Origin of the sequence: Frondihabitans sp. Leaf304, assembly GCF_001423105.1 — a bacterium.
Classification (GTDB): Bacteria; Actinomycetota; Actinomycetes; order Actinomycetales; family Microbacteriaceae; genus Frondihabitans.
This window is the reverse complement of the sequence record NZ_LMNV01000002.1, coordinates 2,147,188-2,173,022: the sequence shown is the minus strand read 5'-3', so window position 1 is coordinate 2,173,022 and position 25,835 is coordinate 2,147,188. Positions and strand designations below refer to the sequence as shown.

The 25,835-nt window shown below is 68.2% G+C and carries 24 protein-coding genes; 13 read left to right on the top strand and 11 right to left on the bottom strand.

The annotated features are described in order from the left end of the window. Positions 1-101: 101 nt before the first annotated feature. Both ASF54_RS09855 and ASF54_RS09850 read right to left on the bottom strand, forming a co-directional pair. A complete protein-coding gene (locus ASF54_RS09855; RefSeq protein WP_055961478.1) occupies positions 102-746 on the bottom strand; it encodes a response regulator in 645 nt (214 codons plus the stop codon). After that, on the bottom strand, positions 743-1,969 hold the full coding sequence (locus tag ASF54_RS09850; RefSeq protein WP_055961475.1) for a sensor histidine kinase: 1,227 nt from the start codon (positions 1,967-1,969) through the stop codon (positions 743-745). The genes ASF54_RS09855 and ASF54_RS09850 overlap by 4 nt, the downstream gene beginning before the upstream one ends. Before the next feature lie 92 nt (positions 1,970-2,061). Between ASF54_RS09850 and ASF54_RS09845 the strand changes: the two genes are divergently transcribed. The 9 genes from ASF54_RS09845 (at position 2,062) to ASF54_RS09805 (ending at position 8,423) form a co-directional block, all read left to right on the top strand. After that, on the top strand, positions 2,062-2,967 hold the full coding sequence (locus ASF54_RS09845) for a metal ABC transporter solute-binding protein, Zn/Mn family (RefSeq protein ID WP_055961472.1): 906 nt from the start codon (positions 2,062-2,064) through the stop codon (positions 2,965-2,967). A gap of 13 nt (positions 2,968-2,980) precedes the next feature. Beyond that, positions 2,981-3,820, top strand: a complete 840-nt coding sequence (locus ASF54_RS09840) for a metal ABC transporter ATP-binding protein (RefSeq protein ID WP_055961470.1) — start codon at positions 2,981-2,983, stop codon at positions 3,818-3,820. Further along, positions 3,817-4,737 carry a metal ABC transporter permease gene (locus tag ASF54_RS09835; protein WP_055961467.1) on the top strand — a complete coding sequence of 307 codons (921 nt, stop codon included), beginning with the start codon at positions 3,817-3,819 and terminating at the stop codon, positions 4,735-4,737. Before ASF54_RS09840 ends, ASF54_RS09835 begins: the two co-directional genes overlap by 4 nt. After that, positions 4,734-5,141 carry a Fur family transcriptional regulator gene (locus tag ASF54_RS09830; protein ID WP_055961464.1) on the top strand — a complete coding sequence of 136 codons (408 nt, stop codon included), beginning with the start codon at positions 4,734-4,736 and terminating at the stop codon, positions 5,139-5,141. Before ASF54_RS09835 ends, ASF54_RS09830 begins: the two co-directional genes overlap by 4 nt. 168 nt (positions 5,142-5,309) lie before the next feature. Then, complete coding sequence (gene rpmB, locus ASF54_RS09825) at positions 5,310-5,546, top strand: 50S ribosomal protein L28 (protein ID WP_055961461.1); 237 nt, start codon at positions 5,310-5,312, stop codon at positions 5,544-5,546. Next, entirely contained in the window at positions 5,546-5,713 is a 168-nt protein-coding gene (gene rpmG / locus ASF54_RS09820) for a 50S ribosomal protein L33 (RefSeq protein ID WP_055961458.1), read from the top strand. The genes rpmB and rpmG overlap by 1 nt, the downstream gene beginning before the upstream one ends. A gap of 2 nt (positions 5,714-5,715) precedes the next feature. Beyond that, positions 5,716-6,021: a 30S ribosomal protein S14 gene (gene rpsN, locus ASF54_RS09815; RefSeq protein WP_055961455.1), complete on the top strand. Its 306-nt coding sequence runs from the start codon at positions 5,716-5,718 to the stop codon at positions 6,019-6,021. A 126-nt stretch (positions 6,022-6,147) separates the two neighbouring features. Continuing rightward, positions 6,148-6,435 (top strand): HU family DNA-binding protein, encoded by a 288-nt coding sequence (locus ASF54_RS09810; protein WP_055961452.1) that lies wholly within the window; start codon positions 6,148-6,150, stop codon positions 6,433-6,435. 101 nt (positions 6,436-6,536) lie between these two features. Further along, the gene (locus ASF54_RS09805) at positions 6,537-8,423 is read left to right on the top strand and encodes a cytochrome c oxidase assembly protein (RefSeq protein ID WP_084816082.1); all 1,887 of its coding nucleotides are present in this window, start codon (positions 6,537-6,539) and stop codon (positions 8,421-8,423) included. A gap of 116 nt (positions 8,424-8,539) precedes the next feature. Here ASF54_RS09805 and ASF54_RS09800 read toward each other — a convergent pair whose 3' ends face one another. After that, a complete protein-coding gene (locus ASF54_RS09800; RefSeq protein ID WP_055961449.1) occupies positions 8,540-9,655 on the bottom strand; it encodes an LLM class flavin-dependent oxidoreductase in 1,116 nt (371 codons plus the stop codon). A gap of 60 nt (positions 9,656-9,715) precedes the next feature. Next, positions 9,716-13,633, bottom strand: a complete 3,918-nt coding sequence (locus tag ASF54_RS09795) for an SCO7613 C-terminal domain-containing membrane protein (protein WP_235480997.1) — start codon at positions 13,631-13,633, stop codon at positions 9,716-9,718. Positions 13,634-13,770: 137 nt separating this feature from the next. Between ASF54_RS09795 and ASF54_RS09790 the strand changes: the two genes are divergently transcribed. The 3 genes from ASF54_RS09790 (at position 13,771) to ASF54_RS09780 (ending at position 17,576) form a co-directional block, all read left to right on the top strand. Continuing rightward, complete coding sequence (locus ASF54_RS09790) at positions 13,771-14,382, top strand: TetR family transcriptional regulator C-terminal domain-containing protein (protein ID WP_055961443.1); 612 nt, start codon at positions 13,771-13,773, stop codon at positions 14,380-14,382. Positions 14,383-14,561: 179 nt separating this feature from the next. Then, entirely contained in the window at positions 14,562-16,343 is a 1,782-nt protein-coding gene (locus ASF54_RS09785; RefSeq protein WP_084816081.1) for an APC family permease, read from the top strand. Positions 16,344-16,349: 6 nt separating this feature from the next. After that, positions 16,350-17,576, top strand: coding sequence for a saccharopine dehydrogenase family protein (locus ASF54_RS09780; protein ID WP_055961441.1), 1,227 nt, complete (start codon positions 16,350-16,352; stop codon positions 17,574-17,576). Positions 17,577-17,646: 70 nt separating this feature from the next. Here the strand turns inward: ASF54_RS09780 and ASF54_RS09775 are convergent, their stop codons facing one another. From ASF54_RS09775 to ASF54_RS09755, 5 genes are all read right to left on the bottom strand, one after another. After that, complete coding sequence (locus ASF54_RS09775) at positions 17,647-19,314, bottom strand: HAD family acid phosphatase (protein ID WP_055962410.1); 1,668 nt, start codon at positions 19,312-19,314, stop codon at positions 17,647-17,649. A gap of 129 nt (positions 19,315-19,443) precedes the next feature. Then, positions 19,444-19,845 carry a DUF6314 family protein gene (locus tag ASF54_RS09770; RefSeq protein ID WP_055961438.1) on the bottom strand — a complete coding sequence of 134 codons (402 nt, stop codon included), beginning with the start codon at positions 19,843-19,845 and terminating at the stop codon, positions 19,444-19,446. A gap of 1 nt (position 19,846) precedes the next feature. Next, positions 19,847-21,085 (bottom strand): ABC transporter permease, encoded by a 1,239-nt coding sequence (locus tag ASF54_RS09765; protein ID WP_055961435.1) that lies wholly within the window; start codon positions 21,083-21,085, stop codon positions 19,847-19,849. Further along, a complete protein-coding gene (locus ASF54_RS09760) occupies positions 21,085-22,059 on the bottom strand; it encodes an ABC transporter ATP-binding protein (protein ID WP_055961432.1) in 975 nt (324 codons plus the stop codon). The genes ASF54_RS09765 and ASF54_RS09760 overlap by 1 nt, the downstream gene beginning before the upstream one ends. A gap of 58 nt (positions 22,060-22,117) precedes the next feature. Next, on the bottom strand, positions 22,118-23,158 hold the full coding sequence (locus ASF54_RS09755; RefSeq protein ID WP_157510103.1) for a hypothetical protein: 1,041 nt from the start codon (positions 23,156-23,158) through the stop codon (positions 22,118-22,120). Between the two features lie 78 nt (positions 23,159-23,236). Between ASF54_RS09755 and ASF54_RS09750 the strand changes: the two genes are divergently transcribed. Then, the gene (locus tag ASF54_RS09750; RefSeq protein WP_055961427.1) at positions 23,237-24,547 is read left to right on the top strand and encodes an ATP-dependent DNA helicase; all 1,311 of its coding nucleotides are present in this window, start codon (positions 23,237-23,239) and stop codon (positions 24,545-24,547) included. Positions 24,548-24,658: 111 nt separating this feature from the next. On the opposite strand, the gene ASF54_RS09745 is transcribed toward ASF54_RS09750, so the two are convergent. Both ASF54_RS09745 and ASF54_RS09740 read right to left on the bottom strand, forming a co-directional pair. Next, positions 24,659-25,324: a biliverdin-producing heme oxygenase gene (locus tag ASF54_RS09745; RefSeq protein WP_055961424.1), complete on the bottom strand. Its 666-nt coding sequence runs from the start codon at positions 25,322-25,324 to the stop codon at positions 24,659-24,661. 80 nt (positions 25,325-25,404) lie between these two features. Next, positions 25,405-25,830 (bottom strand): DUF4383 domain-containing protein, encoded by a 426-nt coding sequence (locus tag ASF54_RS09740; protein ID WP_055961421.1) that lies wholly within the window; start codon positions 25,828-25,830, stop codon positions 25,405-25,407. Positions 25,831-25,835: the final 5 nt, after the last annotated feature.

Genomic DNA, 25,835 nt, shown 5'->3' with positions numbered 1-25,835 from the left:
CGTCGTGGAATGCCGTAGCGCGACCGCGTGTCGCCGAATCCATGTACGACATCAGATATTACACACCGGGAGCGGAGTGCGGGTGGTTAGGCCCGAGGGAGCTACACGAGCCCCTGCTGGTAGGCGTAGATGACGGCCTGCACCCGGTCGCGGAGTTCGAGCTTGGCGAGAACCCTGCCCACGTGAGTCTTCACGGTCGACTCCGACAGAAAGAGCGACGCTGCGATCTCGGTGTTCGACAGCCCGCGGCCGATGGCGACGAGCACCTCCTGCTCGCGATCGGAGAGAGGAGAGGGAGCGCCAGCCGAGGTCTCGGGCATCTTGCCGCGGTACATCTCGAGCATCCGCTGGGTGACCCTCGGCGAGATGATGGCCTCGCCCGCCGCGACGGTGTGGATCGCCTGGATGAGCTCGTCAGACGGGGCGTCTTTCAAGAGGAATCCGCTGGCGCCGGCGTTCAGGCCGCCGAACGCGTATTCGTCGAGATCGAAGGTGGTGAGGATGATGACGCGCGTCGCCGCATTCGCGGCCACGATCTGCCGGGTCGCCTCGATTCCGTCGATGCCGGGCATGCGGACGTCCATGAGTACGACATCGGGGGCGAGCTCCGCCGCTCTCGAGATGGCGTCGCCGCCGTTCGTGGCCTCGCCCACCACTCGAATGCCCTCGACGGCCCCGAGCACCATCGCCATACCGGCGCGCAGGAGATCCTGGTCGTCGACGAGAAGCAGAGAGATGTCGGTCATTTCGTCCCTTCGATGGCGGTCGGCAGCATCATGCGAACGCGCCAACCGCCCCCATCCTGCCCGGTCTCGGGGTTGATGGCTGGCCCCGCCTCGACGGTCCCGCCGAAGGCCACCGCCCGCTCGCGCAATCCCAGGAGGCCGCGACCGCTCCCCACCGACTCCGGGCGGCCGACGAAGATGCCGTCGTCGGTGACGTCGAGGGTGGCACACGTGTTGTCGTAGTCGAGCGAGACGAGCACCCGTCCCGGCTCGCGCGAGTAGCGCAGGGCGTTCGTGAGAGCCTCTTGAACGCCGCGGAACAGGGCCACCTGAATCGCCGTGTCGGTCGGAGGCGTGCCCTTCTGCTGCACCGCGACGGGAAGCCCGGCGCTGCGGTAGGTCTCGACGAGGTCGTCGAGCTCGGCGAGCGTCGGCTGCGGGGCGAACTCGACCTGCCCCTCGTCGCGGAGCACCCCGAGCAGACGCCTCATGTCGCGGAGGGAGGAGCGCCCCACCTCGCCGATCTGCCGGACCGCTTCGCGGGAACGCTCAGGATCCGACGTGGCCACGGCTGCGGCTCCATCCGACAGCCGAATCATGACCGAGAGGCCGTGCGCCACGACGTCGTGCATCTCGCGGGCGATCCGTGCTCGCTCTTCGATCGCGGCGAGCTGCCCCTGCTGGTCGCGCTCGCGCGTCAGCTGCGCGGCGCGGTCGAGTAGCGCCTCGAGGTACCGACGACGACCTCCGACGGTCACCCCGATGAGCAGCGTGATGGCGAAGGTCACGGTGAGGAGGGCGAGGGAATGCGGGGAGCCCTGCACCAGGATCTCGACCCCGGCGTTGAGCGCGACCGCGAGAGCGGCGCCGATCCAGGCGAATGCGACACGGTCGTAGACGGCGACGGCGTAGAGGGCGAGCACGAGCACGGTGGCGGGCACCGTCGTGTTGGCCAGCGTGAGGCCGAGGCTGCAGGCGAGTGCGACCCCGAAGCAGGTGAGTGGTCGTGACCGCCGCCAGAGCAGAGCGGCGGCCCCGACGACGGGGAGCGCGAAGAAGCCGCTGACGAGCCAGTCGGCGCCGACCAGGCCGGCGCCGGTGTCGACGGCCTCGAGGTAGCCCACGATAAGCGCGAAGACGGCGAGGAGCCAGTCGGCGAGGCGGGCGTGCCGCATCCAGAACCGCCGCACGAGCCCCGGCGGCCGCGGAAGCAGCGGGTCGACGTCGAGCGGCGCGGTGGACACGGCTCCAGGGTACGCGGAGACGCCGCTTGCTCCCTCCCGGCGGATCCACCCTTTCTTGACAATGATTATCGTTTAGCGATACCGTCGGGAACGTGAAAACAAGCCGCCTCCTGCCCTCGCTCGCCCTCGCCGCCACAGGCGCCCTCGCGCTCGCCGGCTGCTCCGCCTCGGGTGGTGCCGCACCGGACGACAGCACGATCAAGGTCGTAGCGTCCACGAACGTCTACGGCAATATCGCAAAGCAGATCGGAGGATCCTCGGTCACCGTCACCAGCATCCTGTCGAACCCGAACCAAGACCCGCACGGCTTCGAGGCCGACGCCCAGACGCAGCTCGCGATCTCCAAGGCCGACCTCATCATCGAAAACGGCGGCGGCTACGACGACTACGTCGACACCATGCGCTCGTCAACGAACAGCAAGGCAACGCTTCTCAACGCGGTGAAGGTCTCCGGCTTCACCTCGAGCGACGGCGAGCTCAACGAGCACGTGTTCTACGATTATCCGACCATGTCGAAGCTCGCCAACAGGATCGCCACCGACCTGTCGACGGCGAACCCCGACGAGTCGAAGACGTTCTTCAACAACGCGGTGACGTTCAATACGGCGATGGAGAAGCTCGAGGCGCAGACGGCTGCGCTGAAGAAGACCTACGACGGCGATGCCGTCGCCTACACCGAGCCCGTGCCCGGCTACCTGTTCGACGCGATCGGCCTGAAGAACGCCACGCCGGGTGCGTTCTCCGAGGCGGTCGAGGAGGGCGAAGACGTGCCGCCGTCGGCCCTGAACGAGACGCTGAAGCTCATGACCGGCAAGAAGGTCGCCCTGCTCGCCTACAACGAGCAGGCCGGAAGCCCCGAGACCGAGCAGGTGCAGAAGGCGGCCGAGACCGCGGGCGTCCCCGTCGTCCCGGTGACCGAGACCCTGCCGAAGGGCGACGACTATCAGACCTGGCAGCAGAGCAACATCGACGCGGTCAAGGCGGCGCTCGCCCAGTGACAGTGACCCAGCAGTGACGCCGGTCCTCAGTCTCCGGGGCGCCAGCCTGCGCTTCGGCGACCGCGAACTCTGGGCCGGGCTCGACCTCGACGTCGAGCCCGGCGAGTTCGTCGCCGTGCTGGGCCCGAACGGTGCCGGCAAGACGACGCTGCTCAAGGCGATCCTCGGGCAGCAGGAGCTCACGGCGGGAACGGCCGAATTCCTCGGTCGGCCGGTCCGCCGCGGGCACCGGAGGATCGGCTACATCCCGCAGCAGCGGTTGATGGAGTCGGGCACTCCGCTCCGCGCACGCGACATGATCGCGCTCGGCATCACGGGCCACCGCTGGGGTCTGCGGCGCGAGTCCCGTGCCGAACGGGAGCGCGTCGACGCCCTCGTCGCCGAGGTCGGCGCAACCGACTTCGCACTGGCCCCGGTGGCCTCGCTTTCGGGCGGGGAGCAGCAGCGGGCGCGGGTGGGGCAGGCGCTGGCTTCGGATCCTGCGCTTCTGCTCTGCGACGAGCCGCTCATCTCGCTCGACCTGCGCCATCAGCGTGGTGTCACCGACCTGATCGACGAGCAGCGTCGCAAGACCGGTGCCGCGGTGGTCTTCGTGACGCACGACGTGAACCCGATTCTCGACGCCGTCGATCGGGTGGTCTACATCGCCGGCGGGCACTTCACGATCGGCACTCCCGACGAGGTGCTCCAGGCCGACGTGCTGAGCGCGCTCTACGGCACCCCGGTCGATGTCGTGCGCACGATGGGGCGCATCGTGATCGTCGGCAGCAACGACGCCGCCCACGACCACGATGGCCACGGCCACCACGCTGACCACGGTGACGACCTCGACCCAGAAGGGCCCGTGCGGTGAACGCCGACATCCTCACTCACATCCTCTCGTTCGAGAACTTCGGCGAGCTCGTCGTGCTCGTGCGCAACTCGATCATCGCCGGAGCCGTACTCGGCATCGTCGGCGGGCTCATCGGGCCGTTCGTCATCACCCGCAACCTGCCCTTCGCCGTGCACGGCATCAGCGAGCTCTCGTTCGCCGGCGCCTCGATCGCGCTCCTGCTGGGCATCAACGTCGTGACCGGTTCGCTCATCGGAAGCGTGCTCGCCGCCCTCCTGATCGGCCTGCTGGGCAGTCGGGCACGGGAGCGGAACTCGATCATCGCCGTGCTCATGCCGTTCGGGTTGGGGCTCGGCATTCTCGCGCTCGCCCTCTATCAGGGGCGGTCGGCCAACAAGTTCGGTCTGCTGACCGGCCAGATCGTCTCGGTCGACAATCCGCAGCTCGGCTGGTTGCTGGCGATCTCGGCGATCGTGATCGTCACGCTGATCGTCGTCTGGCGGCCCCTCACCTTCGCGAGCGTCGATCCGGACGTCGCGGCCGCAGCCGGTGTCCCGGTCCGCACGCTGTCGATCGTCTTCATGCTCGCGCTCGGGTTGTCGGTGGCCGTCTCGGTGCAGATCGTCGGCGCTCTGCTCGTGCTGTCTCTTCTCGTGACGCCGGCCGCCGCAGCCCTGCGGATCACCGTCTCTCCGTTCTGGGTGCCGGTGCTGAGCACGGTGTTCGCCGTCGTCTCGGTCGTCGGCGGCATCCTGCTCGCCCTCGGGGGCGGCCTGCCGATCTCGCCCTACGTGACGACGATCTCGTTCACGATCTGGCTGGTGTGCCGCCTCGTCGGCGGCCGACGCGAGCGTCGCGGCGGGCGCAGAACGAAGGATCCGACGGCTCGGCTCGCACCTCGACCCACCGCCGCAGTGAACGAAAGGGTGCCCTCATGAAGCGCAACACCTGGCAGCGCGAGGCCGTGCGCGAGGCCCTGTCGACATCGGCCGGATTCGTCAGTGCTCAGGCGCTGCACTCGACCCTGCGGGAGAGCGGTTCGCCGATCGGCCTCGCGACCGTCTACCGGGCGCTGTCGTCGCTCGAGTCGGAGGGCGAGGCCGACAGCCTGCAGCAGGACGGCGAGAGCCTGTTCCGCGCGTGCACCCCCGGCACGCACCACCATCACCTCATCTGCCGCAATTGCGGAACCACGGTCGAGATCTCGGCCGACCCGGTCGAGCAGTGGGCGCGTCAGGTTGCGGCCGAGAACGGGTTCACCGAGGCGAACCACGTCGTCGACGTCTTCGGGCTGTGTGCGGTGTGCTCGGCGCAGGTTGCCCAGGCCGGGCGTGTCGTCTAAGCTTGCTCTTTGGTTGGGTGCTATCTGCGCCCATGTATGCCGAATCTCCTTCGCTGTCACCTCGGTGGCGGGCCGCTCTGGTGGCGGAGACGAAGCGTGCCGACAAGTGACCTTGGGTAGAACCCGTGTGCAAACGCGGGTCTTCTACGGTATTTACGGAGGAAAACCATGGCAGCAACCTGCCAGGTGACTGGAGCCGTTCCCGGCTTCGGGCACAACATCTCGCACTCGCACCGACGCACGAAGCGTCGTTTCGACCCGAACGTGCAGAAGAAGACGTACTACGTGCCTTCGCTGCGCCGTAACGTCACGCTGACGCTGAGCGCCAAGGGCATCAAGGTCATCGATGCTCGCGGCATCGAGAAGGTCGTCAAAGACCTCCTCGCACGTGGGGAGAAAATCTAATGGCAAAGAGCCAGGACGTCCGTCCGATCATCAAGCTCCGCTCGACGGCGGGCACCGGTTTCACGTACGTGACCAAGAAGAACCGTCGTAACAACCCCGACCGTCTCGTGCTGAAAAAGTACGACCCGGTCATCCGCAAGCACGTCGAATTCCGCGAGGAGCGCTAAACATGGCCAAGAAGAGCATGGTTGCGAAGAACAACCAGCGCAAAGTGATCGTTGCTCGCTACGCGACGAAGCGACTGGAGCTGAAGAAGGCTCTGATCGACCCGAACGGCACCGACGAGAGCCGCGAGGCCGCTCGCGTGGGCCTGCAGAAGCTCCCGCGCAACGCGTCGCCGGTCCGCGTCCGTGGCCGCGACGCCATCGACGGCCGCCCCCGCGGTTACCTCAACGAGTTCGGTGTCAGCCGTGTCCGCTTCCGCGACATGGCTCACCGTGGCGAATTGCCGGGCATCACGAAGTCTTCCTGGTAGGTTCTGAGGCGGTTCCCCAGGGGTTTTACCCCTGGGGTCCACTCAGATCCGTCGGTCGCCGCCACCGCGGCGACTGCCCCAAAGAAGTACGCGTGCCACACACAACGTGTCCGAGGAGGACAACACATGGCTGACAAGTCACTGAACCGCACCGAGCTCGTCGCAGCTGTCGCCGCCGAGTCGGGCCAGAGCCAGGCTGCAGTGAGCGGCGTCGTCGACGCTCTCTTCTCCGTCGTCTCGAAGAACGTCGCTGACGGCACCAAGGTCACCATCCCGGGATGGATCGCCTTCGAGAAGACCCACCGCGCCGCACGCACCGGCCGCAACCCGCAGACCGGCGAGGCTCTCGAGATCGCCGCCAGCGACAGCGTCAAGGTCAGCGCCGGCTCGAAGCTCAAGGCTTCGGTCAAGTAACTCAGGCCACACCTGTTCCACAGAAGGAGCGGATCACGACTCAGGTCGTGATCCGCTCCTTCTGGTTTTCGGCGATCAGCAAGCTCGCCTAGGCTTTCCGGGTGCCCCGCCTCTCCCGCCTCGCCGCCCCGGTGCTGCTGGTCGCAGCGGGGCTGGTCGCTCTGCTCGCAGCCCTCGTGTTCGGCGGTGCCGCAGCGCCACTGCCCCTGTCGGATCCTGGAGCGGTCGTCCGGTTCGGTCTGCCGGTCGCCACGTTCCTCGCCGAGCTGGGCGCGTCGCTCACGATCGGCACCCTGGCTCTGGCCTGCTTCGCGCTCACTCCGGCCCGGCCCGAGTGGGGGCGTGCTCTCGACATCGCCTCGGCCGGAGCCCTGTTCTGGACCCTCGCCTCGAGTGTCGCCGGGTTCTTCACGTTCCTCAGCGTCGCCGGAGTCGCGCCGGCCCTCGACGAGAAGTTCGGGCAGTCGCTGGCGTTCTTCTTGACCGGCACCGACCTCGGGCTCGCCTGGTTGATCTCGACCCTGATGGCGGCAACCGTCACCGTGCTCTGCTTCGCCGTGCGGTCGGTCGGTGGGGTCTTCGTCGTCGCACTCCTCGCCGCGGGCGCGCTCGTGCCGATTGCCCAGCAGGGGCACGCCGCCGGCACCGCCTCCCACGCGGCGGCCGTCTCGGCGCTCGGGCTGCACGTGATCGGCGCTGCGGTGTGGCTCGGCGGGCTGCTGGCTGTGGTGCTGCTGCGCCCGGTCATCGAGCGGGCTCGGCTCGCGGTGGTGCTGAGCCGCTACTCGTCGATCGCCCTGGTCTGCTTCGTGATCGTCGCCGTCTCAGGACTCGTCAGTGCCCAGATCAGGATCGGCACCTGGCCGGCGCTCGGGTCGGCGTACGGGCTGCTCGTCGTGGTCAAGGCGGTGCTGCTCATCTTGCTCGGCCTTTTCGGCGTGGTCCATCGTCGCGTCGTCATCGAGCGTGTCGCCGGTGCCAATGCCAAAACCAGCGTCGGCCGGCAGACGCAGCGCGCCTTCTGGTGGTTCGTCACCGCCGAGATCGCCTTTCTCGGGCTCGCCTCCGGCGTGGCCGCGGCGCTGGCTCGCACGCAGACACCGGTGTCGCAGTCCGTCGCGAACGACACGGCCGACCTGACGCCCGCCGAAGTGTTGACCGACGTGAAGCTGCCGGCCGAGTTCACGCCGAGCCGCTGGTTGACCGCGTGGAACATCGACCTGGTCTGGCTGCTCGGCGCCGTCTTTCTCGCGGCGTTCTACCTCGTGGGGGTGGCTCGGCTGCGGCGGCGCGGCGACTCGTGGTCGGTGGGGCGGACGGGTGCCTGGATCCTCGGGCTCGTCGTTCTTGTCTTCGCGACGAACGGCGCTCTGAACGTCTACTCGCCGTATCTGATGAGCGCGCACGTCGTGCAGATAGCGGTGGCGGCGTTGGTCGTGCCCGTGCTGCTCGTGCGCGGCGCACCGTGGACCCTGGCGTTGCTCGCCATCGAGAAGCGCACCGACGGCAGCTCGGGCCCGCGAGAGTGGATGCTCGGCATCGTCCAGTCGCGCGGCGCGGCCTGGCTCACGCACCCCCTGGTCGGCGGGCCGCTGCTGGCAGTGTCGGTCTGGGCCGTCGTCTGGTCGCCGCTGCTGCGGTGGACGGCGACCACCGACCTCGGCCGCTTCTGCCTGATCGCCGGCCTCGTGCTGGTGGGCTGGCTTTTCGCGCAATCGATGGTCGGTCTCGACCCCGTGCCGGTGCGGGCCGGGGTGAGGCTCAGGATCCTGCTCGGCGCAGTGGCACTGCTCGCCGTCAGTGCAGTCGGTGCCGCTCTCGCCCTCACCCCGGGGCTCCGGCTTTCGAACTGGTACGGCGCCATGGGCCGCACCTGGGGGCTGCCGCCGCTGGCCGACCAGCAGGCGGGCGGGTTCGCGCTCGTCGCAGCCGCGATCGTGCTCGCTGTCGCGGTCGGTGCTGTCGGTGTCGCCGCGCGTAAGCGCTGAACCGGTCGCGACGGTTCAGAACTCTGGCAGGACCGGCCCGATAGCGGAGCTATCGGCGTAAAAGTGCGGTTTTTGCCAGAGTTCTGAACGCCTGTTGGCGCGGGTCGAGACGAGGCTCAGACGGCGACGGGCGCGGGGGTCTCGGCCAGAAGCTCGCGTACCATCGGCGCCACCTCGCGGCCGTAGAGCTCAATGCTCTTCATCATCCGCTCGTGCGGCAGGCTGCCCATGCTGTAACGCATGTCGAAGCGCGTCGCGCCGAGCAGACGCATGTTGTGCGCGATCTTGCGGGCAACGGTCTCGGGCGATCCCACGTAGAGGGCACCCTCGGGGCCGGCCGTCGAGAGGTACTGCTCGCGCGAATAGGGCGGCCAGCCGCGCTCGCGTCCGAGCTGGTTCGTCTGGGCCTCCTGGTACGGGTAGAGGATCTCGAGGGCCTCGGCGTCGGTGGCCGCGATGAAGCCCGGGGAGTGCATGGCGATCGGCTGGGGAGCGTGCCCGAACTGATCGAGGGCGCGGCGGTAGAGGTCGGAGTAGGGCGCGAACTGGGACGGGCTGCCACCGATGATCGCGAGGAACAGCGGGAGGCCGTAGTGCGCCGCGCGGATGACCGACTGCGGGCTGCCGCCGACGCCGACCCAGGTCTTGATGGTGCCACTCTCGGGGCGCGGGTAGACCCACTGGTCGGTGAGGGCGCCGCGCTTGGTGCCCTCCCAGGTGACGGGGGCGTCTTTCAGGAGCTCGGCGAAGAGGTTGATCTTCTCCTCGAAGAGCACCTCGTAGTCCTGCAGGTCGAGGCCGAACAGCGGGAACGACTCGGTGAACGAGCCGCGGCCGAGGATGACCTCCGCGCGCCCGTTCGACAGAGCGTCGACGGTGGCGAAGCGCTCGTAGACGCGGACCGGATCGTCGGACGAGAGCACCGTGACTGCCGAGCCGAGTCGGATCCTCGAGGTCTTCGCAGCGATGGCAGCGAGGACGACCTCGGGGGCCGAGACGGCGAAGTCGACGCGGTGGTGCTCGCCGACGCCGATGAAGTCGAGACCGACCTCGTCGGCGAGGACGGCCTGCTCGACGAGGTTGCGGATGGTCTGGGCGTGGCTGAGCAGAGTGCCGTCGAGCGGGGTGCCCGAGGCGGTCTCGGTCACGTCGCCAAAGGTGTCGAGGCCGAGCTGGATCGCGCTCGGATCGAGGGTGGGAAGCTCGCGCTCCGGGTTGCTGGCGGTGGCCATGGTGTCCCCATTTCTATGCGTATGCATATTCAATCACGAAGGGGGCTGATTTGTTCCCGATCAGCGCAGGGACGAGACGGTGCGACCCACCATTCGCGCATCGCGGACGCGCCGCTCGTACGTCGCGGCGACCACGATGAGCAGAACTCCGCCGACGCCCGCCCACAGCCACCACGGCACCGACGTCGTCACGAGCACGAGTCCCGGCCAGAGCTGGGCGATCGCGTGCAACACGGCGACGCCGCCGCCGACCAGGAGCGGCGCCTGGAGCCGGAGCCGCGCACCGGCCAGGAGGCTCGCGACAGCGAGCACTCCCACGGCCACCAGGCGCGGCGTCTGAACGTCGACGTAATCGGCCAGGAGTCCGGGCAGGAGCAGCACGAGGAGCCCGAATCCCAGGGCGCGCCACGAGCCCACGGCCGGATCGCGACCGAGCCGCAGGGCCCCTGAGACCAGGGCGGCGACCGCGACCGGTGCGGTCACCGTCTCGAACGGCACCGATTCCGTGAGCCCGCCGAGCAGGGCTACTGCGGCGATGACTGACGCGGCGACGAGGGCCGCCTGGCGAAGGCGGATCGCCAGCTGGCTCCTCGAACGAGCGGGGCCCCCGAGTGCGCTGGCCAGACAGCAGACGGCGAGAGCGAGGACGGCGGTCACCGGTCGCTGCCAGTCGACGGCCGCGCCGAAAAGACTCGAGAGAAGCGGAACGAGCTCGGGAAGGGCGAACACGACCACGGCCACCACGGCGAGTGCGGGAGCCACGGCCGTCAGGCGGCGCCGAGGATCCCGCGCGGCGTCGACCGAGTCACCCCGGTCGCGCGACCACAGCACCGCGATTCCCAGCGCGAGAAGAGCCGCCGCCGACGACCAGGCGTCGGGGTGGGCTGCGCCGCTCGTGGCGGGGGAGCCCAGCGCCATCGTCAGACCGGTCGCGACGATGCCCACCACGGAGCCGGCGGCCAGCGTGGTGCGGACGTCGACGCGGGTGCGGCCGAGAGTCGTGGCGGCGATGCCGGCGAGGGTGGCCGCGGCGATGACCAGGATCGGTCGGACCAGAGGCCCCTCCGGTGAGGCGATGATCGACGGCAGGAGAGCGGTGGCGACTCCGACGCCGAAGAGCAGGGGGAAGACCGGGTGCGGGTGCGCGGGGTGAGGGGCCGAGCCGTGCGCGAACCGGAGGGGGAGCGCGGGGAGCCCGAGGGCCAGAAGAGCCAGGAGCGCGGCCAGGGGAAGCGAGTAGGCCTCGACGACGGTGACACCGGCATCGGCCAGTACCGCCCACAGTGCCGTGATCGCGAGCACGGGTGCCGCCCAGGCCACATGGTGTCGGAGATGGGCGCCGGTCAGCGCGGCAAGCGGCGACGAGCCCGGTGTCGACGCGATGGCCAGGGCGGCGATCGCGAGGACTGCCAACGTCGGCCACGCGGGCGCCGAGAGAAGCGCAGCGGCGGACGTCACCAGCCCAGCGGCGACGAGCGGGGCATCCCAGGCGAAACGACGCGAAGTCGCACTGCCCGACGGCCCCCGCAGGAGTACGCGGGAGGCGATCGCGAGGCCGAGCACCGTTACGGCGAGGAGCAGCCAGCGTGTCTCGAATACCAGCGAGCCCGCGTTCAGCAGGCGGTCGGCGCTGGCGATCACGGCCGCGGGCGTGATGAAGGCAGCGGCGAGTCGCTCGGCATCGCGCTCCGGTGCCGGGACGACCAGCCAGACGAAGGCCGTGATGGCGACCAGGGCGAGGAGAGCCGCGGCCGCGCGGCCCGTGCCTGCGGGAGCGACCCCGAAGACGACGCCGGCGACCGCGAGCGCGGCGACGGCGGTGGCGGAGACGACCCGGAGGTCGAGGAGCGGAACGCGGCGGAGCAGCGGGATGATCGGCGCGGTGGCGACCACCAGCAGGCTCACGATCGCCGTCAGGATGACGCAGGCGGTGGCGGCACGGCCGCCGGGATCGGCGCCGGTCGGAGCGAGCCAGGCCGGGATCCTGAGGGCCGAGGTGACGACAACGAGCGAGACGGCCAGTGTCACCAGCGGCGCGATGATCCGCGCGGTCGCCTTGGAAAGTGATCGAGTCGACAGCACCCGGAGCCCGACGAGGAGAGACACGAGCAGGAGCAGGGCGGGGATCCACAGCGACTGAGTCAGAGGGGACTGTACGAAGAGCAACCCTGCGGCGACCGCCACGGTCGTGCCGGAGACGCCCCGCGACACGCGCCCGTCTCGGAAGGCCGCCAGGGCGAGGCCCCCGACGAGAGCGGTCAGCGTGAGGTCGCCGGGCGGCAGGGACGTCGACAGGGCGGCGCCGACGAGAGCGAGTGCCAGGACGGCCTCCGCCGTGGTCGTCACTGCGCGCCGCACTGTCGCCCTCGGACAGAGGAGGGCCACAGCGGTCGCGGCACCGAGGGCGGCGAGAGCGAGGCCGAGCGCCGACACGGTGAGTGGAAGGATCTCGTCGGATGGTGCCGCGCGAGACGCTGCGGTCAGGTCGGCGAGGAAGGGCGCCGCGTCGGACCAGCTGACGAGTCGTCCGCTGACGCCCCCGGCCACCACGACGCTCAAGACCGTTGCGACGACGGCGAGTACGACGAGACCGGACCACGACGCCCGTGCGAGTGCGGCCCGCACGACCGGTCGGCGCTCGGACGCAGCACGGGAGGCGAGAGCGAAGGCCAGCACGACGAGGGCGATCGACAGGGGCAGGATCCAGGCGGCCGCGGTGTCGAGACCGGCTCGCACAGCCGCGTCGAACGGGAGCAGGGCCAGAGTCACCCCGGCTGCGGCGGACGCGAATCGGCCCGGCCCCGATCGAGAGCCGGTCACCCCGCGGATCGCGAGGACCATGAACAGGGCGACCGACACGAGCACCGGAACGACCCAGCCGAGTGCGGCGTCGCGCGGGAGCGCGAACGCGGCCAAGGTCGACACGACCAGCGGGCCGGTCGAGGTGACCCGGATCCACGCGCGGTCGGTGCGGTCGCGTGCGAGCCGGGCGGCGGGGGATCCTCCGCTCCTGTCGAACAGGGTCGGGACGATCCAGACGGCTGCCGCAGCGGCCCCACCAGCCCAGAACCGGGTGGCCGAATCGGCGGCGAGGCCGGACGCGAGACCGAGAGCGGCCAGCGGCAGGGCGACGAGCGCGGCGCGGACGAGCGAGTGGAGGCCGGTCAGGCGGGAGGTGACGAGGAGCGCGACCGCGGATCCTGCGCCGAAGATCCCGACGAAGAGGAGCGGGTCGAGGCGGCCCGATCCGAAGAGCCCCTGGCTGCGGATGAGAAGGCCGTCGAGGCCGAGGAGCACGGCGGCGAGCACGCCGAGGTCCTCCGCGGTTCCCGGGAGGCGACGGTGCAGGCGGGTGGCGATGCCGAGCACGGCGGCGACCACGAGCAGCAGCAGGCCCGAGCGGACCCCCGCCGACGTGACGAGGAACGCCACGAGCGAGAAGAAGACGGCCGTCACCGAGACGAGCACGATGCCGACGGTGAGGAGGAGGACCTGGACGCCGCTTCGACCGGAGGGGGTCTTCTCGAGTCGGGTGCTGCGGGGCGGCGTCGGCGGGCGAAGCGACGGCAGCGGCGATGCGGGCGGCGGGGCGGCCTCCGCGTCGCCGGTCTCGGCGGCGCGCAGCAGCGACGACAGCCGGGCGATCTCGTCGGCGGCCTCGGCGTCCTGACGAGCCATGTCGAGTCGCAGCTGGTCGATGAGCGCGCGCCGTTCGAGGTCGACCGCCAGCAGGCGATCCGAGTTATCGGCGAGCCGCGCCGCGACCGGACCCACGAGGCGGAGGCCGCAGTGCGGGCAGGTCGTCCCGTCGAGCGTCGTGAAGCAGGCGGGGCACAGGGTCCGATTGCTCAGCACGGTCGCTGAGGGGGGCCAGACCGTGGTCGGGTGCTCGTCGATGTCGTCCTCCGAAGTGAAGCCCCAGCGGGAGGTGGGGTGGCGCAAACGTAGTGGAGGGCGGCGGGGCATATCGAGAGGCACTGTTGCCCCTACCCGGTCGCGGCGCGGCGCGGCGGCGGGCAGGATCCTGAGCGGTCGACTTCGTGAGTGACCCCACGTCTGGGTCGCACGAGGACTGGGGGGTGAGGCAGGCCCGCGCTCCCTCTAGGATCATCCTCATGTCGACCAGCGACCCGTTCGCACAGGATGGCCCCCACGGGCGCCACGCCGAGATCGACGCTGCCGCGCGCACGATCGCCTTCTCGTTCGGCCTGTCGGGCATCACGCTTCGACGCCTCGCATCGACGGCCGGTCTGAGCCCGGGTGACATCGCCGCGCACGAGCCGTCGATGACCGCGCTCGTCGCCCGCACGTTCGAAGAGCTCGCCGAGATCGAGCTCAACGAGGCGAGGCGCGACATCGCCGGTTCCGACTCGGCACTCGGAGCCCTCCGCCTCCTCGTCGGCAGCCTGCTCGAAGACACGCACGGCAACTTCAACTCCGTCTGGGCCGACGCCTGGTCGATGGGCCGCCACAACGTCGCCCTCGCCCGCGCCGCCCGCGACAACATGACCGCCTGGCACGAGCTGATCTGCTCGGTCGTGCGTCGCGGCATGGATGGGCGCGAATTCGAAGGATCCGACTCCGACCTCGTCGCCCTGCAGTTCTTGGCCCTGATCGACTCCATCACGGCCTACTCGCTCGTCGACTACCGCACTCCCGCCGAGCGCTCGCACCTCATGCGGCGGACGCTCGAGGTGTCGCTGGGGTTGGCTGCGGGTTCGCTCTAGCTCTTGCTCTAGCTCTGACTCGTGTGTGCGCGGGTGCCTCGATCGTCTCCGGGGTGCCAGAACGTCGCCGAGCACCGCCCGAGTGCGACGGAACGGCATTGACGGTCTCTGGCGTCTAACGATTGGGTAGGCCAACCCGTTCTTCCCGCTGCTGTTCCCGCACCGTGATGGAGACTCCCATGACCACACCGACCACGACGACGACGACGCAGCCCGTCGACACCAAGGGGCTCAAGGGCGGATCGCTCGGCCTCGTCTCGAGCGTGGTCGTCGGCATCGCATCGACCGCCCCGGCGTACAGCCTCGCGGCGAGCCTCGGGTTCATCGTCATCGGCGGCACGCTCGTCGCGGGTGTGCACGCGCCGGGCATCATCCTGCTGGCGTTCGTGCCGATGTATCTCATCGCCGTCGCCTATCAGGAGCTCAACAAGGCCGAGCCCGACTGCGGCACGACCTTCACCTGGGCGTCGCGGGCCTTCGGCCCGATCACCGGCTGGATGGGTGGCTGGGGGATCATCGTGGCCGACGTGATCGTCATGGCGAACCTCGCCTCGATCGCCGGCTCGTATTCGTTCACGTTCGTCGGCAGCTTCGGGCTGCCGGCCGTCGCCGCCCTGTCGAGCAACGTGTTCTGGTCGACCGCCGCGGGCATCGCCTGGATCGTCGTCATGACGTACATCTGCTACCGCGGCATCGAGATCTCGGCGCGGCTGCAGTACTTCCTGCTGGCGTTCGAGGTGATCATCCTCATCTTCTTCGCCGTCTTCGCGCTCGTCCGCGTCTACTCCGGCAACGCCGAGTCGTACTCGCTGACGCCGTCGCTCGACTGGTTGAACCCGTTCACGCTCGGCCCGGGCACCATCGCCCCCGCGATGCTCACGGCGATTTTCATCTATTGGGGTTGGGACACCGCGGTCTCGATCAACGAAGAGACCAAGGATCCCGAGAAGACGCCGGGTCGCGCGGCCATCATCTCGACGGTGCTCCTGCTCGTGACCTATGTGCTGGTCGCCGTGGCCACCATCGCGTTCGCCGGAGTGGGCGACCAGGGCATCGGCCTCGCCAACGCCGACAACGCGCTGGACGTCTTCTCGTCGGTCGGGCCGGCGCTGTTCGGGGGAGGAGCGGTGGGCTCGATCCTGATGGCGCTCCTCGGCTTCTCGATCCTCACCAGCGCCTCGGCCTCGACGCAGACGACCATTCTGCCGACCGCGCGCACCTCGCTCTCGATGGCGGTCTACAAGGCCCTGCCCGAGCAGTTCGCCCGAATCCACCCGAAGTACCTCACCCCGACCTGGTCGACCATCGGCATGGGCATCGTCTCGGTGGCCTTCTACCTGATCTTCACTCTGATCAGCGTCGACCTGCTCAGCGCCCTGATCGGCTCGATCGGCCTGATGATCGCCTTCTACTACGGCCTCACCGGCTTCGCCTGCGTCTGGTACTACCGCAGGACGCTCTTCACCTCGCCGCGGAACTTCATCATGCGCGGTCTCTTCCCCCTGCTCGGCGGACTGTCGCTGCTCGGTGTCTTCGTCTACGGGGTCTACGCCTTTGCCGCTCCCGACTGGCTGACCGACGCCGACGGCAAGAACATCACCATCATCGGAATTGGTGCGCAGGCGGTCGTCGGCATCGGGGGCCTCCTCGTCGGAGTGGTGTTGATGCTGCTCTGGAGGTGGCGCCGGCCCGAGTTCTTCCGCGGCGAAACACTCGTCAAGCGCAGCGACTACGTGCTCGCCCCCGGGGAGGGTGTCGTCGCGAACTTCGGTCTGCCCGACTCGGGATACTTTCCGACCGTCGTCGCCTCCGACCTGTCGAACCTGCCCACCGGAGCGATCGCGATCGACACCGAGACCGGCAAGCGAGTTCGCGGCACCCGTCGCACCGGTGTCGCGCCGGCGTCGCCGAACGTTCCCACCAGCCCCTCCGATCCATCCGACTCCAACGAACGGCCCTAGCTCCTCATGAAGATCCTCATCATCGGCGCCGGCGGCGTCGGCTCCGCCGCCGTGCGCATCGCCGTGCGCCGCGACTTCTTCGACACGCTCGTGGTCGCTGACTACGACCCCGCCCGCCCGACCGCTCTGGTCGCCGCCGTCGCTGACACGCGTCTCGTCGCCGCCCAGGTCGACGCCTCGTCGGCCGCCTCGGTCGCCGAGCTCATCCGCGCGCACGAGATCACGCACGTGCTGAACGCGGTTGACCCGCGCTTCGTCATGCCGATCTTCGACGGCTGCTTCGAGGCCGGTGCGACCTACCTCGACATGGCAATGAGCCTGTCGACACCGCACCCGACCGACCCGCACACCCAGACCGGCAAGAAGCTCGGAGACGACCAGTTCGCCGTGGCGTCCGACTGGGCAGGCAAGGGAGCGCTGGCTGTCGTGGGCATCGGCGTCGAGCCCGGTCTCTCGGACGTCTTCGCGCGCTACGCCGAAGACGAGCTCTTCAGCGAGATCGACGAACTCGGCGTGCGCGACGGGGCGAACCTCGTCGTCGAGGGCTACGACTTCGCCCCCTCTTTCTCGATCTGGACCACCATCGAAGAGTGCCTCAACCCGCCAGTGGTGTTCGAAAAGGAACGCGGATGGTACACCACGGCGCCGTTCTCCGAGCCCGAAGTCTTCGACTTCCCCGACGGCATCGGGCCAGTGGAGTGCGTCAACGTCGAGCACGAAGAGGTGCTCCTGATGCCGCGGTGGACCAAGGCGAAGAAGGTGACGTTCAAGTACGGCCTCGGCAACGAGTTCATCGAGGTGCTCAAGACTTTGCATATGCTGGGCCTGGACAAGACCGAGCCGCTGGAGGTCAAGGGAGTGAAGGTGGCGCCGCGCGATGTGGTGGCTGCCGGGTTGCCGGATCCTGCGACCCTCGGCGACAAGATGAGCGGCAAGACCTGCGCGGGTGTGTGGGTGAAGGGCACCGGCAAAGACGGCAAGCCGCGCTCGACCTACCTGTACCACGTGGCCGACAACGAGCAGACGATGGCGGAGTACTCGTCGCAGGCCGTCGTCTGGCAGACGGCGATCAACCCGGTGATCGCGCTCGAGCTGCTGGCGACCGGGGTGTGGTCGGGGGCCGGCGTGCTCGGGCCCGAGGCATTCGACGCGCGGCCGTTCCTGTCGCTGCTCGCCGCCGATGCGCCCGAGGGCTATGGCTCGCCGTGGGGGATCGAGGAGAAGGCGCTGTAACTGGCGTTGGCGTAGCAAGCCCTACGCGGGCGGCGGTCGAGGTGGCCCTGGAGCCACCTCGACCGACCGATCAGGGCAGGTAGTACGTCGGGTTCGGCAGCTTGACCGTGCGCTTGGCGTGCCCGCCGATCAAGTCGCTGAACTGGTCGCCGTAGTTCGCCACCACGGTGTACCCGCCACCGGCTGCCGACTCGACGTGAGCTCGGGTCTGCGACTTGTACTCGATGGTGGTGCACTTCGCTGCGGCGCACGTGACGTACGAGGGTTGCTGCGAGGCACCCTTGCCGGTCCACTTGGTGTAGTAGTTCTCAGCCGTGAAACCGGAGTAGCCGACCTTGGCCAGGTTTGCCAGTGTCGCGGCCTTCTGGTCGTCGTTGCGACCCGTCAGACCGATCAGCGTGCAGCCCGCGGCCTTGGCGACGCCGGCTAGGGTCGTCATGCCAGGGGTGGCGGGGAACCGCTGGTCTTGCACCCACACGTCTTGCTCGGCGGGGTCGAACGTGAAGTGCATGTCGGCCACCTCCATGTCGTACGTCCAGAGCGTGGTGTCGTCGGCGTCGAGAACGATCGCGGGCTTCTGGCCCTTGGTCGAGGCGGCGTAGCACTGCGACGCGACGCGAGGGATCTCGCGCTTGAGGATCTTCTGCATCTCGCTGATGTAGGGCGACGAGGTCTTGTTCGACAGCCCGGTGCCCGTGTCGCCGTAGTAGACGGCGATGGTCGACTTGACGCTGTCGATGTTGGGGATGCCCTCGCCCGACTGCGTCAGACCGGAGGAGCCGTCGGCCTTCATGACGAAGTGCGTACGGGGCGCGAGACGCGGCTCTTTGACCCCGGGCAGGTCGGCCGACGGCAGGTAGTACGTCGGGTTGGGGAGCTTGAGCACGCGGTCGGCGTAGCCGCCCTGCAGGTCAGACCACTGGTCGCCGACGTTCAGCGCGATGTCGTAGCCCTGCTTCTCGATGTGCTTGCGCGTGAGCGCCTTGTACTCGACGGTCGTGCACTTGGCAGTTGCGCAGGTGACGTACGAGGGCTGCTGCGAGGTGCCCTTGCCGGTCCATTTCGTGTAGAAGTTCTTCGACGTGAAAGCGGTGTAGCCGACCTTCTTCAGGTTGCCGAGGGTCGCCGCCTTCTGATCGTCGTTGCGACCGGTGAGACCGAAGATCGTGAAGCCCATCTTTTTGGCGGTCTCGACCATCGACACCATCGACGGGGTCGCGGGGAACCGCTGGTCTTGCACCCAGACGTCTTGCTCGGCGGGGTCGAACGTGAAGTGCATGTCGGCCACCTCCATGTCGTAGGTCATCAACGTGGTGTCGTCGGCGTCGAAGACGATCGCGGGCTTCTCGTGGTGGCGGATCGCCTTCTGGTAGATCGCCTTCAGGCTGCGCGTCTGCTTCGCCACGATGCTCGACATCTCGCTGATGTAGGGCGACGAGGTCTTCGAGGCGATGCCCGTGCCGGGGTCGCCGTAGTACTTCGCGATGGTCGACTTGACGCTGTCGATGTTGGGGATGCCCTCACCGCCCTGCGTGAGCCCGGACGACCCGTCGGCCGCCATCGTGAACTGGGTGCGCGGCGCGAGCGTCGAGCTGCTGCTGCCGCCCCCGTGCCCGCCTCTGACCGCGTGCGTGGGCGCCGCTGCCTGGGCGGGGCCAGCGCTGATCAGAGCTGCCCCCAGTGCCAACGCCGCGACCGCGACACCGGCTTTCAGTCGAAAAGTCGAGTGGAAAAACATGTCGTCCCCTTGCGTGATCACGACCCCCCTCATCGGGGGTCACAGATCACCCTAATCAGACGGTGCGGGATCTGCAGACTTTATCCACAACCCTTAACGAGCGCGTTACACGAGAGGCGTGCCAAAGCCTTAGAGCCGTCGGTACGCCGTCTCGATCACGTAGTCCTTGCTCGGACCGGACGCCGCCCAGCGCATCCGCCAGCCACTCGCGTCGCCGTCGAGCCGCCCCGAATAAAGGTCGGGCGCGCAGTCGTGCACGAGTTCGGCGCCCCAGCGCCAGTCGTGGAATTCGCGGCCGTCCGCGAAATTCGTGGCCCAGGATCCCTCGGGGCCGCGTTCCAGCGCACGCTCGGTCGAGATCGGAACCTCCCCGCCCGGCAGGCCCATCGTGCCCGACTCCACCCACACGATTCGGTCGGGGCCGGAACGGGAGAAGGTCGCGGTGCCGTGCACCGGGATCCTTCGGTCGTCTCTTCGGTCGTCGACCATTCGGGTGAAGTGCCAGGTGCCGAGCAGTTCGTCGGGGGTCACGCTACTTTCCGACCGCCGCCTGGCGCCGGGGCAGGATCGACGTCAGGGACACCTTGCGGGTGTACTCGATCGAGCCGTATCGGAAGAGGCGCACCGCGACCTGAAGCACGATGAGACCGAGCACGAACTGCTCGACGACGACACCGATGGCCTCGGCCGGCGACAGCGACGAGAAGCCGTTGCGGAGCAGCGCGGTGACCGGTGCCGAGTACGGGAACCAGGTGAAGATCTGCACGATGAACGAGTGCGGGTCGGAGACGATGAGCGTGACCGCGTAGAACGGCACGAACATGAGGGCGATCATCACGCCGAAGATCTGGCCCGCGTCTTTTGCCGTCGGCATGATCGCACCGACCGCGACGAGGGTGCCGGTAAAGAGGATGAAGCCGCCGATCAGGAGCAGGGCGCCGATGACCATCTGGAACGGATCGATCTGCAGGTTCGAGAGGTCGAAGGCCGGAAGGTTGAGTGAGTTCCGGAAGAAGAGGAAGCCGATCACGATCGGCAGCGCGAACACGAGCATCTGCACGATGCCGACGACGAAAAGCGAGATCACCTTGCCGATGATGAGGGTCGTCGGGTTGAGCGTCGTCAGGATCATCTCGGTGACGCGGTTCTCTTTCTCCTCCAGCGTCGAGGTCAGCATCTGATTGCCGAGCAGCAGGATCACGACGTAGAACAGCGCCAGGAACAGCAGAGGCGGGATGACGCTGCCGATGCCGCCCGAGAGGTTCCCAGAGGAGTCGTACGTGGTCGCCTCGACCGGCCCGGTGCCCTGGACGAGGCTCGACAGCTTCGAGTCGCCGACCTTCGCCTCGGCGCTCGCGGTGAGGATGCGCGTCGCGACCGACGAGTACTTGCCGTTGTCGAAGATGCCCTTGTCGACGCCGTAGACCTTGGTGGCCTGCTTCGCGGGATCGGCCGGGTAGGCGAAGTAAGCGTCGAGGTCGCCGCTCTTGACCGCGGCGATGGCGTCGGCGCCGGAGGAGGCCTCGGTGCCGCCGAGCGACTTCACGATCGCCGGGTCGACCACGCCGGAGGCGTCGCTGTACGAGAAGCTGAACTTCTGGTCTTTCTGCGACGTGACGCTGTTGTCGGTCGACGTGTTGGCGGCGACGATCAGCGCGACCACGATGCCGATGATCACCGGCACGATGAGGGTGGCGATCCAGAACCGGCGCTTGGTCAGCGTGCGGGTGATCTCGAACGACACGACCGTCGAGAGGTTGTGGCGGGCCATCAGGCAGCCACCCCCGCGGTGGGCTGGGCCGGATCCTTGGCATTATCAGGATCCGACGCGGTGTCGGCCTCGTCGCCATACACGCGCAGGAAGATGTCGTCGAGGCTCAGCTTCGACGTCTCGAAGCCGCGCACCGCGACGCCGGCCCCGACCAGGTCGCGCAGGATGGCCGCCTCGTCGGCGCCCTCGGTCACGGTGAGCTCGGCGTAGTTGCGCTCGCGAAGCGTCACCAGGTATTTCGACGACTCGGGGATGTCGCCCGAGTAGCGCAGGCGCACCATCGTGCCACCGAACTGATCCTGCACCTCGGGGATGGTGCCGTACGCCTCGCTGCGTCCGTTCTTCAACAGGATCACTCGATCGCAGAGCCGCTCGACCTCCTCCATCTGGTGGGTGACCATGAGCACGGTGGCGCCCTGCCGCTTCTGCTCTTCGATGATGTCCATCAGCAGACGCCGGTTGACCGGGTCGAACCCCTTCGTCGGCTCGTCGAGGATCAGCAGCTCGGGCTGGTTCATGATCGTCACGCCGAGCTGCACCTTCTGCTGCTGGCCGCCCGACAGCTTGTCGAGCCGCGTCGCAGCCTTGTCGGCGAGGCTCACCCGCTCGAGGTAGTTCAGCGACCACCGCTTCGACTCCGGCTTCGACAGGCCCTTGAGACGCCCGAAGTAGGTCATCACGTCGATCACCGACTCCTTCTTGTAGAGCCCGCGCTCCTCGGGCAGGTAGCCCAGCCGGGATCCCCGCTCAGGCGAGAACGGCCGACCGTCGATGTGCAGCGTGCCGCCGGTCGGCTGGTAGATGCCGAGCAGCGCGCGGATGGTCGTCGTCTTGCCCGACCCGTTCGATCCGAGAAAGCCGAAGGTCTCGCCGGCCTCGATGTCGAACGACAGATCGTCGATGACTGTCGTACGGCCGAAGACCATTCGGAAGTTCTCGATGTGGACTATCGGTGAACTAGCTGCCTGCCCCATGCGACGACCCTAGCGAACAGTCTCGTTTGGCCGCAGGTCCGTTGTCGAAATCGAGGAGTCAGCGGGGCGTGATGGTCAAGCCGTTGTCCGACCCGATCGTGACCAGGTACTCCACCTGGAACGGCACGTCACGGCTGATCGGCACATCGCTGCCGTCGTACAGCGACTGCGTGTCGACCTCGAGGTGGGCGCGGCCGGTCGCGCGAGTCACGAGCCAGACCCCCGGCGTCGCTGTCGCTCGGAGCGCCACCGGCGGGTAGGTCGTCATGCTCCACCGAGGATCCGACGTGAGCCGATCGTCGACCTCCTCCCCGAATGGGCAGCCCGCCGGGAGCAGCACCCGCTGCGGAAGGCACGTGGTCTTCAGGTACTTGGTCACATCGACTTTGACTTTGCTGAGGAAGCTCGCCTTCGGCACCACCGACACGGTCGCTCGCGCGACAGTGCCCGGGCTGGCCGCCACGACGGTCGTCGTCTTCGCGGTGAGGTAGGTGCTGTCGTGCGTCAGGTCGAACACGGCGGGAGCCAGCACCGTGTAACGGGTGGCCAGGTCGGCGCTTGCGGCGCGGATGTCGACGCCATTGGCCTCGAAGCGGGGGTCGTGCAGCGGAGTGACCTCGACGGAGGCGGTCGGTGCCGTCGTGAACTTCCAGCCCGAGAAGAGGCCGGCGATCGTGCCGTCGCGCTCGACCGCGAAGGTGGCCCGGCGGATCTCGCTCTGGCTGTTCTTGCTGTCCTGGCCGTCGTTGCTGTCTTTGCCGTCTTGTCCGCCCTCGTCGCGTCCTAGCCGGAACTCCGCCGCCACCCGGTGCACCCCACCGGACACGACGTCGCGGGTCGTGTGGAAATCGCGGACACGGCCCTCCTCGGGCACGGCGAGCAGGTCGTCTTCGGCGCCCGGCTGGACTCCGGCGAGATGAAGAGCGCTGTTCGTGTCGCCGCGATCGAGGGCACCGAGGTAGCCCCGCACGAATCCGGAGGCGCTGTAGACGGTCGCGTTGAGAATGACGACCGTTGCGATGAAAGCCACGACGACGAGAGCGAGAAGGCCGCCCCAGATGAGGAGGGCGCGCTTCGTCGTCCCCCCAGGCGCCAGCATGTCCACATCCTAACTTCGTGCGACCGTGCCCCTCGTGGGCGCCGGGTAGATTGGAGGTGTGAACGAAAGGGGTGACGCATGAGTCCAGCCCCCGAGCTGTCGGCCGAGCAGGCCGCGGTCTACGACGCGATCGAGAACACCCGCGAGCACATCTTCGTGACGGGCCGGGCCGGCACCGGCAAATCGACGCTGCTCAACCACCTGTCGTGGAACACCTCCAAGCAGATCGTCATCTGCGCCCCGACCGGTGTCGCGGCGCTCAACGTCGGCGGCCAGACGATCCATTCGCTGTTCCGACTGCCGATCGGCCTCATCGCCGACCACGACATCGAGCAGAACGCCGAGCTGCGCAAACTGCTCAACACCATCGACACCCTCGTGATCGACGAGGTCTCGATGGTCAACGCCGACCTCCTCGACGCCATCGACCGGTCGCTCCGCCAGGCCCGACAGCGACGCAACGAGGCCTTCGGCGGAGTGCAGGTGGTGCTCTTCGGCGACCCGTACCAGCTCGCGCCGGTGCCCGGCGACCCCGAAGAGCGTGCCTACTTCCGAGATCACTACCGCTCCATGTGGTTCTTCGACGCGCACGTCTGGGACGACGCGTCGCTGCGCATCCTCGAGCTCGCGTTCATCCACCGACAGAGCGACGCCGGATTCAAAGAGATGTTGAACGCCGTGCGTCACGGCCGTGTCACCGCCGAGATCGCCGGCGCACTCAACCAGGCCGGTGCCCGAGAGCTGCCCACCGACGGCGGTGCCATCACCCTCGCCACGCGCAACGACACTGTCGCGCGCATCAACAAGCTCGAGCTCTCACGCCTCCCTGGCACCATCAAGACCGCCAAGGCCGACGTCACCGGCGACTTCGGCGGTCGCACGTTCCCGGCCGACGACGCCCTCGAACTCAAGCCCGGGGCGCAGGTCATGTTCCTCCGCAACGACTCCGAGCAACGCTGGGTCAACGGGTCGGTGGGCGTCGTCACCCGCATCCGCGACACCGTGTTCGTCGAGCTCGACGGCGAAGAGGTCGAGGTGCAGCCCGCGGTCTGGGAGAAGTACAAGTACAGCTACTCGGCCACGACGAAAGAGCTCAAGAAAGACATCGTCGCCGAGTTCCAGCAGTTTCCGCTGCGCCTGGCCTGGGCCGTGACGATCCACAAGTCGCAGGGCAAGACCTACGACCGAGCGATCGTCGACCTCGGATCGCGCGTCTTTAGCGCCGGGCAGACCTACGTCGCGCTCAGCCGCATCACCTCGCTCGACGGCCTCTACCTGTCGCGGCCCCTTCGGCCGGCCGACATCATCGTCGACCTCGACGTGCGGCGGTTCATGTCGCAGGCGACGAGGGTGCCGGCGATCCAGGCGGAGACGATAGCGAAGTCGTAGCGGCGCGGGGGCGGCCGGATCCTTGAGTGCTGGTTTCGTGTGGTCTGGCCCGCTCTGCTCCAGCGGCGTGCGGTGCGGTGCGGTGCCGTGCGGTGCTTGCCGGGTGACGCGTCAGGCGGCGCGGACAGCCCGACCGTCGAGCTCGGCGAAGAGACTCTCGGTGAGGTCGTGGGCCGTCTGCGCCTCGTCGATGACGAGCTGCTGCTCGTTCGCCGACCATCCGACATTGTCGAGCTGGCGGCGGTAGGTCGACTTGAACTCCTTCGGCTTGGCAATGTCGGCGAAGACGTAGAAGCCGATGCCGTTCGTGTCGAAGCCGAACTGTCGCTGCATGATCGAGCGGATGATCGCGCAGCCCGACAGATCGCCGAGATAACGGGTGTAGTGGTGGGCGACGAATCCGCCGGTGCTCACAGCCGCAACCCGCTCGATGCGGTCGACGTAGCGGAGAGTCGTCGGCATGGGCGCGATCTCGCTCTGCCAGCCCTCACCGAGCAGAAAGCGGAGGTCTTCGCGGATCGCCGGCAACCGGGTCAGCGCCGGCGACATGAACATCGCCGCGACCGGATCGGAACGCCTGGCCTCCGCCGCGCGCTCAAGTGCGCCGTAGACGAAGAAGTTCTGAGCGACCATCGCGATGTAGTCATCGCGGGTACGGCGGCCGGTGAGCAGATCAGACATGAAGCGCTCGGATGCCCCGGGGCCGGACGCTCCCAACCCGGACACGGGGCGCGTGCCACGATCGCGCAGCGCCTGAGAGAACGGGATGGTCGACATGGGCCCTCCTCGGTCGGGGTTAGGTGACCCTAACCTTAGCCCGAGTGGACGTGTGGCACCAGACGTCAGAACCGAGCGTTTCAGGCCTTCGCGACAGCGGCGGACGGGGCCCGCAGAATCACCTTGTCGGCGCCGAGACCGGCAGCGAGAAGGGCAAGGCCGACGACCAGGTGGAGCAGGATCGTCGGGGTGTTCAGCGCGAAGATGTTGGCGCCCGTGTGAGCGATGCCGAAGCCGACCAGCGCGAAGACGACCAGGCCGAGGCCGAACAGGATGTTGAAGACCTTTGCCGGACGGACCCCGCCGAGACCCGCGAGGAGAAGGACTGCCCCGAGGAGTACGTGGATCAGGCTGAGGAAGCCGTTCGCGGCGAAGAGGCCGATCAGAACGCCGCCCTCCGCGGTAGCGAACGGGTACGGCGTCGCCAGGAAGAATCCGAACAGCCCGACCAGCAGGAGGACGATACCGAAGATCGTGCTGAGCAGGCGGTTGGGCGAGTGGATCATTGGTC